At 72.5% G+C, this 13479-nt stretch carries 12 protein-coding genes; 3 read left to right on the top strand and 9 right to left on the bottom strand.

Annotated elements, in window-relative coordinates; translation table 11 throughout:
- Positions 1 to 15: 15 nt before the first annotated feature.
- The 9 genes from ACWCSV_RS19735 to ACWCSV_RS19695 form a co-directional block, all read right to left on the bottom strand.
- Complete coding sequence (locus tag ACWCSV_RS19735; RefSeq protein ID WP_451143867.1) at positions 16 to 978, bottom strand: D-2-hydroxyacid dehydrogenase family protein; 963 nt, start codon at positions 976 to 978, stop codon at positions 16 to 18.
- Positions 979 to 1135: 157 nt separating this feature from the next.
- The gene (locus ACWCSV_RS19730) at positions 1136 to 3529 is read right to left on the bottom strand and encodes a phosphoketolase family protein (protein WP_451143865.1); all 2394 of its coding nucleotides are present in this window, start codon (positions 3527 to 3529) and stop codon (positions 1136 to 1138) included.
- A 113-nt stretch (positions 3530 to 3642) separates the two neighbouring features.
- The gene (locus tag ACWCSV_RS19725) at positions 3643 to 5064 is read right to left on the bottom strand and encodes an NADP-dependent succinic semialdehyde dehydrogenase (protein ID WP_451143863.1); all 1422 of its coding nucleotides are present in this window, start codon (positions 5062 to 5064) and stop codon (positions 3643 to 3645) included.
- 151 nt (positions 5065 to 5215) lie between these two features.
- Complete coding sequence (locus tag ACWCSV_RS19720) at positions 5216 to 5674, bottom strand: ATP-binding protein (protein WP_451143861.1); 459 nt, start codon at positions 5672 to 5674, stop codon at positions 5216 to 5218.
- A 194-nt stretch (positions 5675 to 5868) separates the two neighbouring features.
- Complete coding sequence (locus ACWCSV_RS19715; RefSeq protein ID WP_451143859.1) at positions 5869 to 7965, bottom strand: xanthine dehydrogenase family protein molybdopterin-binding subunit; 2097 nt, start codon at positions 7963 to 7965, stop codon at positions 5869 to 5871.
- Positions 7966 to 7995: 30 nt separating this feature from the next.
- Entirely contained in the window at positions 7996 to 8997 is a 1002-nt protein-coding gene (locus tag ACWCSV_RS19710; RefSeq protein WP_451143857.1) for an FAD binding domain-containing protein, read from the bottom strand.
- A complete protein-coding gene (locus ACWCSV_RS19705; RefSeq protein WP_451143855.1) occupies positions 8994 to 9602 on the bottom strand; it encodes a 2Fe-2S iron-sulfur cluster-binding protein in 609 nt (202 codons plus the stop codon). Before ACWCSV_RS19705 ends, ACWCSV_RS19710 begins: the two co-directional genes overlap by 4 nt.
- 54 nt (positions 9603 to 9656) lie before the next feature.
- Positions 9657 to 10046: a hypothetical protein gene (locus ACWCSV_RS19700; RefSeq protein WP_451143853.1), complete on the bottom strand. Its 390-nt coding sequence runs from the start codon at positions 10044 to 10046 to the stop codon at positions 9657 to 9659.
- A 164-nt stretch (positions 10047 to 10210) separates the two neighbouring features.
- On the bottom strand, positions 10211 to 11176 hold the full coding sequence (locus ACWCSV_RS19695) for an LLM class F420-dependent oxidoreductase (RefSeq protein ID WP_451143851.1): 966 nt from the start codon (positions 11174 to 11176) through the stop codon (positions 10211 to 10213).
- A gap of 88 nt (positions 11177 to 11264) precedes the next feature.
- Here ACWCSV_RS19695 and ACWCSV_RS19690 point away from each other — a divergent pair, with 88 nt between their 5' ends.
- The 3 genes from ACWCSV_RS19690 to ACWCSV_RS19680 all read left to right on the top strand — a co-directional run bounded on the left by ACWCSV_RS19690 (position 11265) and on the right by ACWCSV_RS19680 (position 13212).
- The gene (locus ACWCSV_RS19690) at positions 11265 to 11594 is read left to right on the top strand and encodes a DUF6479 family protein (RefSeq protein WP_327173936.1); all 330 of its coding nucleotides are present in this window, start codon (positions 11265 to 11267) and stop codon (positions 11592 to 11594) included.
- A gap of 103 nt (positions 11595 to 11697) precedes the next feature.
- The gene (locus tag ACWCSV_RS19685) at positions 11698 to 12579 is read left to right on the top strand and encodes a cation diffusion facilitator family transporter (protein ID WP_451144052.1); all 882 of its coding nucleotides are present in this window, start codon (positions 11698 to 11700) and stop codon (positions 12577 to 12579) included.
- Positions 12580 to 12705: 126 nt separating this feature from the next.
- Positions 12706 to 13212 (top strand): DinB family protein, encoded by a 507-nt coding sequence (locus tag ACWCSV_RS19680; RefSeq protein WP_451143849.1) that lies wholly within the window; start codon positions 12706 to 12708, stop codon positions 13210 to 13212.
- The last annotated feature ends 267 nt before the right edge of the window (positions 13213 to 13479 follow it).

Raw genomic sequence — 13479 nt, 5'->3', positions numbered from 1 at the left:
ACCGCCCGGTCCGGCTCACGCTCCCAGGAGCCGGACCGGTGAGCCCGCGAGGTACGCCTCGATGTCCTCGACCGCGTCGCCGTAGTAGGCCGCGTAGTTGGCGCGGGAGACGTACCCGAGGTGCGGGGTGGCCAGCAGGCGCGGCGCGGTGCGCATCGGGTGGTCCGCCGGAAGGGGCTCGGTGTCGAAGACGTCGACGGCCGCGCCCGCGATGGTCCCGGCGTGGAGTGCGGCGAGCAGGGCGTCCTGGTCGACGATGGCGGCCCTCGACGTGTTGACGAGGTAGGCGTCCGGGCCCATCAGCGCCAGTTCCGGGGCGCCGATCAGGCCCCGGCTGCGGTCGCCGAGAGCCAGGTGGACGGAGACGAAGTCACTGGTGGCGAGGAGTTCCTCCTTGGAGGCGGCGAGCCGGGTGCCCACCTCTGCGGCCCGCTCGGCGGTGAGGTTGGGACTCCAGGCGACCACGTCCATGCCGAAGGCGAGGCCGACCGCGGCGACCCGGCTGCCGATCCTGCCGAGCCCGAGCAGGCCGAGGCGCCGCCCGTGCAGGTCGGCGCCGACCGTCGACTGCCAGGGTCCCCCGGCGCGCAGCGCGGTGGCCTCCGGGACGATGTTGCGGGCGAGACCGAGGAGCAGGGCCCAGGTGAGTTCCACCGGCGGGGTGCCGGCGCTGGCGGTCCCGCACACGGTGACCCCGTTGCGCGCGGCGGCCGCGTAGTCGATGACGGAGTTCCGCATGCCGGAGGCGACGAGGAGGCGCAGACGCGGCAGCCGGTCGAGCAGGGTGGCGGGGAAGGGGACCCGCTCGCGCAGGGTCACCACGACGTCGTAGGACGCGAGCGCCTCGGCGGTCTCGTCCTCGGTGGCGAAGTGCTCCGGGAAGCAGACCACGTCGACCCGGCCCGTGAGCGGGGACCAGTCGGCGGCGGTGGTCGCGACGGACTGGAAGTCGTCGAGTACGGCGCAGCGCAGTGTCATCGGTTCGGCTCTCCTCGGGCGGGCGTTCGACCCGACCATGATCGCTCACCGCGAAGAGCGTGCGGAGACCGGACCGGGACCGCCCCCGCTCCGGACCGGGACCGCCCCGGTGCGGGGGCGGTCCCGGTGCGGGGGCGGTCCCGGAAGAACCGCCGGCTCAGCCGGTCCAGGTCCAGTCGGCCACCTCCGGCATGTCCTCGCCGAACTCGCGGATGTAGGCGTGGTGGCGGGTCCGTGCGTCGGCCATGGCCTGGCGTACGGCGACGGCGCGGACGCCGAGTCCGGGCACCCGGTCGACCACGTCCATGACGAGCCGGTACCGGTCGAGGTCGTTGCGGACCAGCATGTCGAAGGGGGTGGTGGTCGTTCCCTCCTCCTTGTAGCCGCGTACGTGGAGGTTGGCGTGGCCGGTCCGGCTGTAGGCGAGGCGGTGGATCAGCCACGGGTAGCCGTGGTAGGCGAAGATGACCGGCTTGTCGCGGGTGAAGAGGGCGTCGTACTCGGAGTCGGGCATGCCGTGCGGGTGTTCGCCGTGCGGGAGCAGCCGGGTCATGTCCACGACGTTCACCACGCGTACGGCGAGGTCGGGCAGGTGGCGGCGGAGCAGGTCGGCGGCGGCCAGCGTCTCCAGGGTGGGGACGTCTCCCGCGCAGGCGAGCACCACGTCGGGTTCGCGGCTGCCGTCCTCGGTGCCCGCCCACTCCCACACCCCGGCGCCCCGGGCGCAGTGGGCGCGGGCCTGGTCCATCGTCAGCCAGTCGAAGGTCGGCTGCTTCCCGGAGACGATCACGTTGACGTAGTCGCGGCTGCGCAGTACGTGGTCGGCGGTGGAGAGCAGGGTGTTGGTGTCCGGCGGCAGGTACACGCGGACGACTTCGGGGCTCTTGTTGAGGATGTGGTCGACGAAGCCGGGGTCCTGGTGCGAGAAGCCATTGTGGTCCTGGCGCCAGACGTGTGAGCTGAGCAGGTAGTTGAGCGAGGCGATGGGGCGGCGCCAGGGAAGCCGGCGCGAGGTGCGCAGCCACTTGATGTGCTGGTTGACCATCGAGTCCACGATGTGGGCGAACGCCTCGTAGCTGGAGAAGAGCCCGTGGCGACCGGTGAGCAGGTAGCCCTCCAGCCAGCCCTGGCAGAGGTGTTCGGAGAGGATCTCCATGACCCGGCCGTCGCGGGCGAGGTTCTCGTCGGTCGGCAGGATCTTCTCCTGCCATGCCTTGCCGCTCGCCCCGTACACGGCGTCGAGCCGGTTGGACGCGGTCTCGTCCGGGCCGACGAGCCGGAAGTCCCGGCGTCCGGCGGTGGCGGCCATGACGCCTTCGAGGAGTTGGCCGAGCACCCGGGTGGGTTCGTGGGACGCCGCGCCGGGCTCGTCGACGGTGACGGCGTGGTCGTCCAGCGGCGGCACCGGCAGGTCGCGCAGGAGCAGTCCGCCGTTGGCGTACGGGGTCGCGCCGAGCCGGAGGTCGCCCTCGGGGATCATGGAGAGCACCTGCGCGGTGGGGCGGCCGGCGTCGTCGAAGAGTTCTTCGGGCCGGTAGGAGCGCAGCCACGCTTCCAGTTGCCGCAGGTGGTCGCGGTTGTCGCGGACTCCGGAGAGCGGGACCTGGTGGGCGCGCCAGGTTCCTTCGACGGGCAGTCCGTCGACCTCTTCGGGCCCGGTCCAGCCCTTGGGCGTACGCAGGACGATCATGGGCCAGCGGGGACGTTCGGTGGACCGGCCGCCCCGGGCCGCCCGCTGGTGCTCGCCGATCCGGTCCAGCGCGACGTCCAGCGCGGCGGCCAGTGCGCGGTGGACCTCCGCGGGATCGTCGCCGCTGACGTGGATCGGGTCGTGGCCGTATCCGCGGAGCAGTTGGTCGAGTTCGTCCTCGGGGAGGCGGGCCAGCACCGTCGGGTTGGCGATCTTGTACCCGTTGAGGTGGAGGATCGGCAGGACGGCCCCGTCGTGCACCGGGTCGAGGAACTTGTTGGAGTGCCAGGAGGCCGCGAGCGGTCCGGTCTCGGCCTCCCCGTCCCCGATGACGCAGGCGACGAGCAGGTCGGGGTGGTCGAAGGCGGCGCCGTAGGCGTGGGTGAGCGCGTACCCCAGTTCGCCGCCCTCGTGGATGGAGCCGGGGGTCTCGGGTGCCACGTGGCTCGGTACTCCGCCGGGGAAGGAGAACTGCTTGAACAGCGCCCCCATCCCCTCGGCGTCCCGGCTGATGTCGGGGTACGTCTCCGAGTAGCTGCCTTCCAGCCAGGAGTTGGCGAGTACGGCGGGGCCGCCGTGTCCGGGTCCCCAGACGCAGAGCGTCGGCCGGCTCCGCGCCTTGATCACCCGGTTGAGGTGGGTGTGGACGAGGTTGAGCCCGGGTGAGGTGCCCCAGTGCCCCAGCAGCCTCGGCTTGATGTGCTCGCGGGCGAGGGGCTGCTCCAGCAGCGGGTTCGCCATGAGGTAGATCTGGCCCGCCGCGAGGTAGTTGGCGGCCCGCCAGTGGGCGTCGAGGGCGGCGAGTTCGTCGTCGTCGAGCGGGGCGGATGAAGGTGCCGGCTGCCCGGCGGTGCTGGTCACGAGGGAGTCTCCTCCTGGGGGGGGTGTGGACGCGACAGGGGTGGACACGGCGGAAGTGGACGCTGCTCGGGCCCGGCCGCGGCGGCCGGACGGTGACCGGTACGGCGGCCGGATCATGCCCCGCCGTCCTCCGTGGGGCCGTACCAGACGGTGGTCGCGTTGCAGAACTCCCGGATGCCGTGGCCGGCGAGCTCCCTGCCGTAGCCGGAGCGCTTCACCCCGCCGAAGGGCAGCGCGGGGTGGGAGGCGGTCATGCCGTTGAAGAAGACGCCGCCGGCCTCCAGGTCGCGGACGCACGCCTCCATCTCGTCCGGGTCGCGGGTCCATACGTTGGAACTGAGGCCGAAGGGGGTGTCGTTGGCGATCTCCAGGGCCTCGTCGAGCCCGGAGACCCGGTAGAGGGTCGCCACCGGGCCGAAGGTCTCCTCGCGGTGGATCCGCATCTCCGGGGTGATCCCCGCGAGGACGGTGGGCGCGTAGAACCAGCCATGTTCGAGTTCTCCGCCGAGCCCCTGGGGCCGTCCCCCGCCGCAGAGGGCCTCCGCCCCCTTGCCGAGGGCATCGTCGACGAGTTCCTCCAGGTCGGCGCGGCCCTGTTCGGTGGAGAGGGGGCCGACGTCGGTGGACTCCTGGAGCGGGTCGCCGACCGTGAGGGCGTCCATGGCGGCGGTGAAACGTTCGGCGAAGGCGTCGTACACGTCGGTGTGGACGATGAACCGTTTGGCGGCGATGCAGGACTGCCCGTTGTTCTGGACCCGGGCGGTGACGGCAGTCTTCGCGGCCCGTTCGACGTCGGCTGAGGGCAGCACGAGGTAGGGGTCGCTGCCGCCGAGTTCGAGGACGGTCTTCTTCACGGTGTCCCCGGCGGTCGCGGCGACGGAGCGGCCGGCGGGCTCGCTGCCGGTGAGGGTGGCCGCGGCGACCCGGTCGTCGCGCAGGACCGCCTCGACGGCGCCGGAGCCGATCAGGAGCGTCTGGAAGGCCCCGGCGGGGAAGCCGGCCCGGCGGAACAGGTCGCCCAGGTAGAGGGCGGTCTGCGGGACGTTCGACGCGTGCTTGAGGAGCCCGGTGTTGCCCGCCATCAGCGCGGGCGCCGCGAAGCGGACCACCTGCCAGAGCGGGAAGTTCCACGGCATCACGGCGAGGACGACGCCGAGCGGCCGGTAGTGGACCCGGGCGCGGGTGGCCCCGGAGTCCTTCACGTCCTCGTCCGCGGGATGCTCGTCGGCCAGCAGCCGTTCGGCGTGGGCCGCGTACCAGCGCATGGCCTTGGCGCACTTGGCGGCCTCGGCACGTGCGGCGGCCAGTGGTTTGCCCATTTCGAGGGTCATCGTGCGGGCGATGGCGTCGCGCTCGGCGTCCAGGAGGTCGGCGGCCTTCTCCAGCAGGGCGGCCCGCTCGGCGAAGCCCGTGGTGCGATAGGTGCGGAAGGTGTCGTACGCGGTGGCGATCCGCCGCTCGATCTCCGCCTCGCCGATCGCGTCGTACGTCTTCAGCGTTTCGCCGTTCGCGGGGTTGACCGTCGCGATGGGCATGGCTGTTGCCTCCTTGCCTGGGTTCTTCGACCGTCCCGCGCCTTCGCGCCCGGCGCAACGCGGGCTCCGTGGCAGCGCCTACCCGGCCGACGCGGATCATGCGCGCCCGGGGCACGCGATCCGGACCGGCCGGGCAGGGGGCCGGGAACGGTCAGGCCAGAGCCGCGGAGGGCAGCGGCCGGGACTCGGGGACGGTATCCAGCGGCGTACGGGGCAGCAGGCCGGTCGGGCGCGCCACCTCGGCGTACCGGGTGAACCAGACGACTTTGCCGTCATCGGTCCGGCAGGTGCCCCAGCTGTCGCTGAGTGCCATGACCCGGCTCAGTCCGCCGCCGACGGCGAGCAGTTTCGGCATCCCCGCGCCGTTGTCGGTCACGGCCACCGTCAGATGGCGGCCGGTCCAGCGGAGTTCGATGACGCACTCGTTGTCGCCGCCGACATGCCGGTGGACGTTGGTCAGGAGTTCCTCCAGCGCCCGGCAGACCGGGCGGACGTGCAGTTCGAGACTCCAGTGGCGCAGGTGCGCCGCGACGATGCGCCGCAGCTGGGATACGCGTTCTGCCGACACCTGCAGTTCGACCAGATAGTGCCGGTCGAGTGGAACGGTCATCGTCGGGGCTCCTCACCGCGAGGCCCACGTGCGTGTCCGTCGTGAACCGACGACCCCTGAGCACGAAGCGTGAGCGGCCATCACTTCTGTGTCACTCCTCAGGGTGACGCCGTTGAGCCGGGTGCGCAACAGTTGGCCCGTCGCCGCTGGTGGAGGCGGCTCCCACAGGGTACGGAGCGCCCTCGACGAGAGGCCTACAGCAGGTACGGCAGGACCTTGTCCGGGGTGAGCGGGAGTTCGGTCAGCCGCGCCCCGGTGGCGTGGCGCACGGCGTTGCCGATGGCGGCGGCGGTGCCGACGATGCCGATCTCGCCGATCCCCTTGCTGCCCATCGGGTTGAGGTGGGGGTCGTCCTCGTCGATCCAGTGCGCCTCGATGGCCGGCACGTCGGCGCAGGCCGGTACGTGGTAGGCGGCGAGGTCGCTCTCGGTGAAGTCGCCGTACACCGGGTCCAGGGTGCTGCCCTCGGTGAGCGCCATTCCGATGCCCATGACCATGCCGCCGATGAACTGGGAGCGTGCGGTACGGGCGTTGAGGATGCGTCCGGCGGCGTAGACGCCGAGCAGCCGGCGCACCCGGATCTCCCCGGTGAGCGAGTCGACGGCGGTCTCGGCGAAGTGGGCGCCGAAGGCGTGCCGGGCGTACGGGGACTCAGCGCCGGTCTCCTCCCCGGTGTCGGCGCGCTCCGTGATGCCCTCGGCGGGCAGCGGGCCGGAGTGCTCTGCGAGCCGGGCGGCGAGGGCGGCCGCGGCCTTGTGCACCGCCCACCCCCAGGAGGAGGTGCCGGAGGAGCCGCCGGCGAGCGGGGCGGTGGGCAGGTCACTGTCGCCGAGGGCGACCCGGACCCGGTCGACGCCGGTGGAGAGCGCCGAGGCCGCGATCTGGGCGAGGACGGTACGGGCTCCGGTGCCGATGTCCGTGGCGTTCACCTCGACGAGGAAACTGCCGTCGGCCGCGGCGTGCGCGGAGGCCGAGGAGGGCCCGACGAGAAAGGGGTAGGTCGCCGAGGCCACGCCCGTACCGAGCAGCCAGCGCCCGTCCTGGCGGGTGGCGGGGCGGCGGTCGCGGTCGTGCCAGCCGAAGCGCTCGGCGCCCTCGCGCAGGCAGGCGACGAGGTTGCGGCTGCTGAACGGTTTCCCCGAGTCGGGCTCGGTGGCGGGATCGTTGCGTACCCGCAGCTCGACGGGGTCGATGCCGAGCGCGCAGGCCAGTTCGTCCATCGCGGACTCCAGGGCGTACATCCCGGACGCCTCGCCGGGGGCGCGCATCCAGGACGGGCTCGGGACGTCGAGGGCGGCCACCCGGTGCACCGTGCGGCTGTGCGGGGAGGCGTACATGATCCGGGCCGGTACGGCGGCCTGCTCCACGAACTCCTTGACCGTGGAGGTGTGGGTGGCGACCTCGTGGCTGAGGGCGGTGATCACGCCGTCGTCGTCGGCGCCGATCCGGACGCGGTGCACGGTGGGTGCGCGGTGGCCGACGACGGCGGGCAGGTGCTTCCTCGGCAGGGCGAGTTTCACGGGCCGGCCGGTGTGCAGCGCCGCCATGGCGGCGAGCACCACCTGGGGGCGCGGGGTGCCCTTCGAGCCGAAGCCGCCGCCGACGTGTTCGGAGATCGCGGTCACCCGGCCGGGGTCGATGCCGAAGACGGCGGCCAGGGTGTCGCGGACCGTGCTGGAGCCCTGGCTCGAGTCGTGGACGGTCAGCCGGCCGTCCGCCCACTGGGCGGTGCTGGCGTGCGGCTCCATGGGGTGGTTGTGCAGGGGGCTGATCCGGTACGTCGTGTCGATCCGGTTCTCCGCGTCCTCGTAGGCCCGCGTGAAGTCGCCGCGTTCGCGGACGGCCGGGAAGCCGCCGTTGGCCTTCTCGGGGGTGTACAGCCCGGGGTGGTCGTCGGTGAGGACGACGTCGTGCGGTTCGCGCGCGTACTCGGCGACCACGGCGTCGGCTCCGGCCCGGGCCGCTTCGAGGCTGTCGGCCACCACCAGCGCGACGTACCAGCCCCGGTGCGGGACCCGGTCGTCCTGGAGCACCGCGAGGATCGGATCGTCGGGGGTGTGCAGACGGGGCGCGTCGACGTGGGTGAGCACGGTGTGGACGCCGGGGAGGGCGAGCGCGTCGGCGGTGCGGACCGCGGTCACCCGCCCGCTGGGCACGGTGGCCGGGACGGGCCATGCGTACAGGCAGCCGGGCGGGGTGTGCTCCGCCGCGTAACGGGCCGCCCCGGTGACCTTCTCCCGGGCCTCGCGGCGGACGACGGGGGCACCGAGCGGCTGGGGGGCGTGGCTCATGACGGGTCCTCGGGCGGGGTGGGGTGCGGTTCAGGCGGAACGGGGGTCGGTCCGTCCGGTGAGTTCGGTGAGCGCGTCGACGGTCAGCCTGCGGGCGAGGTCCACCTTGAAGGCGTTGTCGCGCAGCGGCCGGGCGGCGGCGAGTTCGGTGTCGGCGGCGCGGGCGAAGGTCTCGGCGGTGGCGGGCGCGCCGAGCAGCACGGCCTCGGCCGCGGTCGCCCGCCAGGGGCGGTGGGCGAGACCGCCGAAGGCGAGGGCGGCGTGCTGGACGCGGCCCTCGCGCACGGTGAGGACGGCGGCCACGGAGACGAGCGCGAAGGCGTACGAGGCCCGGTCGCGGACCTTGCGGTAGAGCTGCGCCGAGCCGTCGGGGGCCGGGGGCAGGATTACCTCGGTGATGAGTTCGCCGGGGCGGATCACCGTGTCCTGGTCGGGGTTCTCCCCCGGCAGCCGGTGGAACCCGGTGACGGGCACGGTCCGTTCGCCCTCCGGCCCGTGGAGCACGACGGTGGCGTCGAGGGCCGCGAGGGCGGCGGAGAGGTCCGAGGGGTGGGTGGCGACGCAGCTCTCGGAGTGGCCGAGGACGGCGAGATCGCGGTGAGCGCCCTCGCGTGCGGGGCAACCGGTGCCGGGGGTGCGCTTGTTGCACGGTTTGGACACGTCCTGGAAGTACGGACAGCGGGTGCGCTGGAGGAGGTTGCCGCCGGTGGTGGCGACGTTGCGCAGCTGGCCCGATGCCCCGGCGAGCACCGCTTGGGCGAGGACCGGGTACCGCTCGCGTACGAGGGGGTGCGCGGCGAGATCGCTGTTGCGGACGGTCGCCCCGATGCGCAGCCCGCCCTCGGGGGTGGGTTCGGTGCGGTCGAGAGGCAGCCGGGTGACGTCGACGAGGACGCCCGGCGTCTCGACGCCGAGCTTCATCAGGTCGACGAGGTTGGTCCCGCCGCCGAGGAAGCGGGCGCCGGGGTGCCCCGCCACCGCTCGTACCGCCTCGGCGACGGAGGTGGGCCGCAGATAGCCGAAAGGTCTCAACGGGCCACGTCCTCGATCGCTTCGACGATGTGCGGATAGGCGCCGCACCGGCAGAGATTGCCGCTCATCCGCTCCCGGATCTCGTCGGGCCCGAGGGCGACGGGCCCGCCCGCGGCGAGGGCTGCGGGCCCGGTCGCGTGGGAGGGGAAACCGTCCTCGGCCTCGGCGAGCATGCCGACGGCGGAGCAGATCTGGCCGGGGGTGCAGTAGCCGCACTGGAGGGCGTCGCGGTCCACGAACGCCTCCTGCACGGGGTGGAGCCGCCCGTTCTCGGCCAGCCCTTCGACCGTGGTGACGTGGGCGCCGTCCTGGGCGACGGCCGGCAGCAGGCAGCTGTTGGCGCGGCGGCCGTCGACGAGGACGGTGCAGGCCCCGCACTGCCCGTGGTCGCAGCCCTTCTTGGCCCCGGTGAGCCCGAGGTGTTCACGCAGGGCGTCGAGGAGCGTGGTGCGGTGGTCGAGCGTCACCGTCCTGGCCGCGCCGTTGACGTGGAGGGTGACGGCGGAACTTCCGGGGAGGCCGCCGGGCGGGCCGCCGTCCCCGGGTTCTCCCGGGGTGATCCGGAGGACGGTCTCCGCGTCCTCGGCCGGCCGGTGGGGTTCCATGCGCGGGGCCTTCCGTTCTGCCCGTCGGGACGGTGGCGGTGCGGGGCGGTTGGGTCAGCGGCTGGAGAGCCGCAGCCTGAGTTCCTGTTCCTGGTCCCCCGCCGCGGTACCGACCTCCTCCACCGAGAAGACCTCCCCGAGATGTCCTCGCAGCCGGTCCACCGCCCAGTAGCCGCCCTGGGCGTCGAGGGTGACCGGCCCGGCGAGCGGGACGGGTCCGGCGGCCTCCTTCTTCGTGGAGACGTCGACGGTCGCGGACCACACGGTCGGGCGGGGCCCGTTCGTGTCGGAGGGCGAGTCGGCGGCCGACCGGTCGGAGGTGAAGGAGCGGCGGAGCACCTCGAACACGGTGCTCGCGTCGTCGGTCGTGCACTCGCTCAGCGAGACCAGGACGTCGTAGTTCTCCTGATGCCCGGAAGCGGTCTTGTCGCTGGTGTTCACCATGGTTCCTTTCTCGGGAGCCGGACGCGGCGGAGCCGGCCCGCTCCCAGGCTCGCCCGGCGGCCGGAAGTCGGCGACACGGATACGGCAGTCGGCGGAGTGCCTGTCCCGGGGTCCTGCCCGGGAAGACACCGCGTACGCGTGGAGATCGAACGCGGGAACGGGGCCTACAGGGTGCGGAGCGCGGGCAGCAGCTTCTTCTCCGCCCAGGAAATGAAGGACTGCTGGTGCGCCCCGCCGACCTGGATGAGGGCGATCTCCGTGAAGCCCGCGTCCCGGTAGGCGCGGACCGCTTCGGTGAACTCGTCCACGTCGCTCCCGCAGGGGATCGCCCCGGCGACGTCCTCGGGGCGCACGTACGCGGTCGCCTGGTCGAAGCCGTCCGGCCCCGGCAGCTCGGAGTTGACCTTCCAGCCGTTCACCGACCAGCGGAACTGCTCGTGCGCCCGGGCCACGGCGGCACTCCGGTCGGGGTCGTAGCAGACGGGGAGCTGGCCGACCGAGGGCTTGCCCGCGCCGCCGTGGCGGGCGAAGGCGTCCAGCAGCTCCGCCTTCGGCTCGGTGGCGACGACGAGGTCCGCCAGTTCGCCCGCGATGGCGCAGGACTTCGGTCCGGAGACGGCGATCCCGATCGGGACCCGGGTTTCCGGAAGATCCCACAGACGGGCGTTCTCCACCTGGAAGTGGGTACCGGCATGGTTCACCACGCCTCCGTCGAAGAGGGCCCCGATGATGCGAGCCGCTTCCTCCAGCATGTCGAGCCGGACCCTGGCGCGCGGCCACCCGGCGCCTGTGACGTGCTCGTTGAGGTTCTCGCCCGATCCGAGCCCCAGCCGGAAGCGTCCCCCGGACAGGATCTGGAGGGTCGCGGCCTTCTGGGCGACGACGGCCGGGTGGTAGCGCACGGTCGGGCAGGTCACGTACGTCATGAGCGGGATGGTGGTGGTGGCCTGCGCGGCGGCGCCGAGCACGGTCCACGCGTACGGGGCGTGCCCCTGCTCGGACAGCCAGGGGAAGTAGTGGTCGGAGGTGACGGAGAAGTCGAATCCCGCACGCTCGGCGGCGACGACGTCCGCCACCAGCTCCCGGGGGCCGGTCTGCTCGGTCATCATCGTGTAGCCAATTTTCACCATACAAAACACTTATCCGGTCATATCGCTACAAAACATGAATTCAAATGAATGGCTGTCTGACGGTTCGTATCCGGGGTATCCGGCATGCATGGACGTATCGAACGGAGCCCAGGCCGCCGCATCCTCCACGCTCGCCGTATCCGGAGCGCTGGGGACCGGCCTCATCATCGCCGCGGTCGCTGTCGTGGCCCTGCTCATCGGCGCCTTCTGGTTCGGCATGCGCCGCCGCGACAAGGAGCTGCCGCCCCCGCGCGCCGACGAACAGCCCATCCCGCCGGACCATCGCTCGCACATCCAGCAGGAGAACGTGCACGGTGAGGACCGCTTCCCCGACGACGGTCACGCCCTCTCCCCGTACGAGCTCGGGGAGCACGACGGCGGAACCACTCCGCCGGAGGGCGACCGGCCCCGTGACTGAGGCGATACGCACCGAGCGCCGGTCCTCCGGTGCTCCCCCGGACGCACCCGGCGCGGGGGCGGCGGGCGCGGAGAGCGGGAAGGACGCCGACCGGCGGACCCGGATCACCGTGCTCGTCGCCCTCGCGGCGAATCTGGTGATCGCCGCCGCCAAGACCGTGGGCGGCCTCCTGTCCGGCTCCCCGGCCCTGCTGTCGGAGGCGGCGCACTCGGTCGCGGACAGCATGAACGAGGTCTTCCTCCTCGCCGCGCTGCGGCGCAGCCGCCGCCCGCCCGACGCGCGTCACCCGTTCGGCTACGGCAAGGAACGGTACTTCTGGTCCCTGCTGGCGGCGGTGGGGATCTTCGTCATGGGCGGCTGCTTCTCCTTCTTCCAGGGCTTCGAGGCACTGCGCAGCCACGACCAGGAGTCCCCGTCCGGTTACGCGGTCGGCCTGGCCGTCCTCGGTGTGGCGCTGGTGGCCGAGGGCACGTCGCTCGTCCGGGCCCTGCACCAGGTGCGGGGCGAGGAGGGCGGCGCGAAGGACCCCGCACTGCGCACGGTGGTCGCGGAGGACGCCACCGCCGTACTCGGAGTGGTCCTGGCCATGGCCGGGATGGCGCTGCACCTGGTCACCGGGAACGTGGTCTGGGAGGGGTCCGCCTCGCTGGCCATCGGGCTGCTCCTCGTCTACGTGGCCTTCCGGCTCGGCCGGGACGCCCGCGACCAGCTGATCGGTGAGTCCGCCGACCCCGCGCTGCAGAAGGACATCGAGGACTTCCTCGGCAGCCAGGAGGAGATCGACAACGTCGAGTCCCTCCTCACCATGCGGCTGGGGCTCGACTCGGTCCTGGTGGCCGCCCGGGTCGACCTGTCGCCGGGCATCGACAGCGAGGAGGTCGAGCGGGTCTCCGTCCGTATCCGGGGGACGATCAACCGGACCTGGCCCCAGGCCGACCATGTCTACCTCGACATCACCAACGCACCTCCCCGCGGTGGGGTCTAGCCCAGGGTCATTCGTGCCGCGTCTCCTCCAGCGGCGGCAGCTGGAGGAGACGCCGGGTGTCGGAGCAGGCCGCGCCGCCGGCAAATGCCTCGACAGCGGGCACGGTGGTCGGGAATCCTTCGCGCGATGACGAGAATCGATGACACGCCTCCCGCGTGGGACGAGCGCACCCAGCTCACCACGTTCCTCGACTACGCGCGGGAGACCGCCCGCGCCAAGTGCGACGGAGTCTCCCAGGAGAACGCCCGCAAGGCGCTCCTGCCGGGCTCAGCGCTGATGACCATGAGTGGGCTGATCAACCACCTCCGCTGGGTCGAGTACTACTGGTTCCAGGTGGTCTTCCTCGGCGAGGAGGACCTGGCCCCCATGACGGACGAGGACCCCGACCGCGAGATGCGCATCGCCGTCGACTTCCCGCTCGCACAACTGCTCGACGAGTACGCCGAGCAGAGCGCCCGCTACCGCGAACTGGTCGCCGGGAACGATTTGGACGAGCGGGCCGAGAGAACGATCCGCGACGGGCTGCGCGTCGACCTGCGCTGGATCCTTCTCCACCTCACCGAGGAGACGGCCCGGCACAACGGCCACCTGGACATCCTGCGCGAGATGCTCGACGGCACGACCGGAGTCTGAAGGCCGCCAGCGGGAATGGCCGGCCATGGCCGGCCCCGTCGGCCGGATGGTGTCGCGCTCGCGTGTTGCGGGACCGCCCCGGTCGGCCGACGCTGGTTCTGGCCCGGCGGCAGTCGGCACGCGGGCCCGCCCGACCGGACGAAGGCAGTGTGAAGATGACCGGAAGCGATCCCCGTACGCCCCCCGCCGCCGCGCCGCTGACCGGCGCGGCGGCCCCCTCCATGGGCAACCAGAAGAACCCGGCCCAGGAATCCACACAGAACTTCA

Source organism: Streptomyces sp. NPDC001770 (genome assembly GCF_053596135.1).
This window is presented reverse-complemented; position numbering and strand designations above follow the sequence as displayed.

Bases quoted from the DNA above. Each gene is read 5' to 3' on its own strand.
- ACWCSV_RS19725 (WP_451143863.1), bottom strand. From the start codon at position 5,064: ATGCCCATCGCGACGGTCAACCCCGCGAACGGCGAAACGCTGAAGACG.
- ACWCSV_RS19690 (WP_327173936.1), top strand. From the start codon at position 11,265: ATGGACGTATCGAACGGAGCCCAGGCCGCCGCATCCTCCACGCTCGCC.
- ACWCSV_RS19705 (WP_451143855.1), bottom strand. From the start codon at position 9,602: ATGGAACCCCACCGGCCGGCCGAGGACGCGGAGACCGTCCTCCGGATC.
- ACWCSV_RS19695 (WP_451143851.1), bottom strand. From the start codon at position 11,176: ATGGTGAAAATTGGCTACACGATGATGACCGAGCAGACCGGCCCCCGG.
- ACWCSV_RS19680 (WP_451143849.1), top strand. From the start codon at position 12,706: ATGACGAGAATCGATGACACGCCTCCCGCGTGGGACGAGCGCACCCAG.
- ACWCSV_RS19735 (WP_451143867.1), bottom strand. From the start codon at position 978: ATGACACTGCGCTGCGCCGTACTCGACGACTTCCAGTCCGTCGCGACC.
- ACWCSV_RS19700 (WP_451143853.1), bottom strand. From the start codon at position 10,046: ATGGTGAACACCAGCGACAAGACCGCTTCCGGGCATCAGGAGAACTAC.
- ACWCSV_RS19715 (WP_451143859.1), bottom strand. From the start codon at position 7,965: ATGAGCCACGCCCCCCAGCCGCTCGGTGCCCCCGTCGTCCGCCGCGAG.
- ACWCSV_RS19720 (WP_451143861.1), bottom strand. From the start codon at position 5,674: ATGACCGTTCCACTCGACCGGCACTATCTGGTCGAACTGCAGGTGTCG.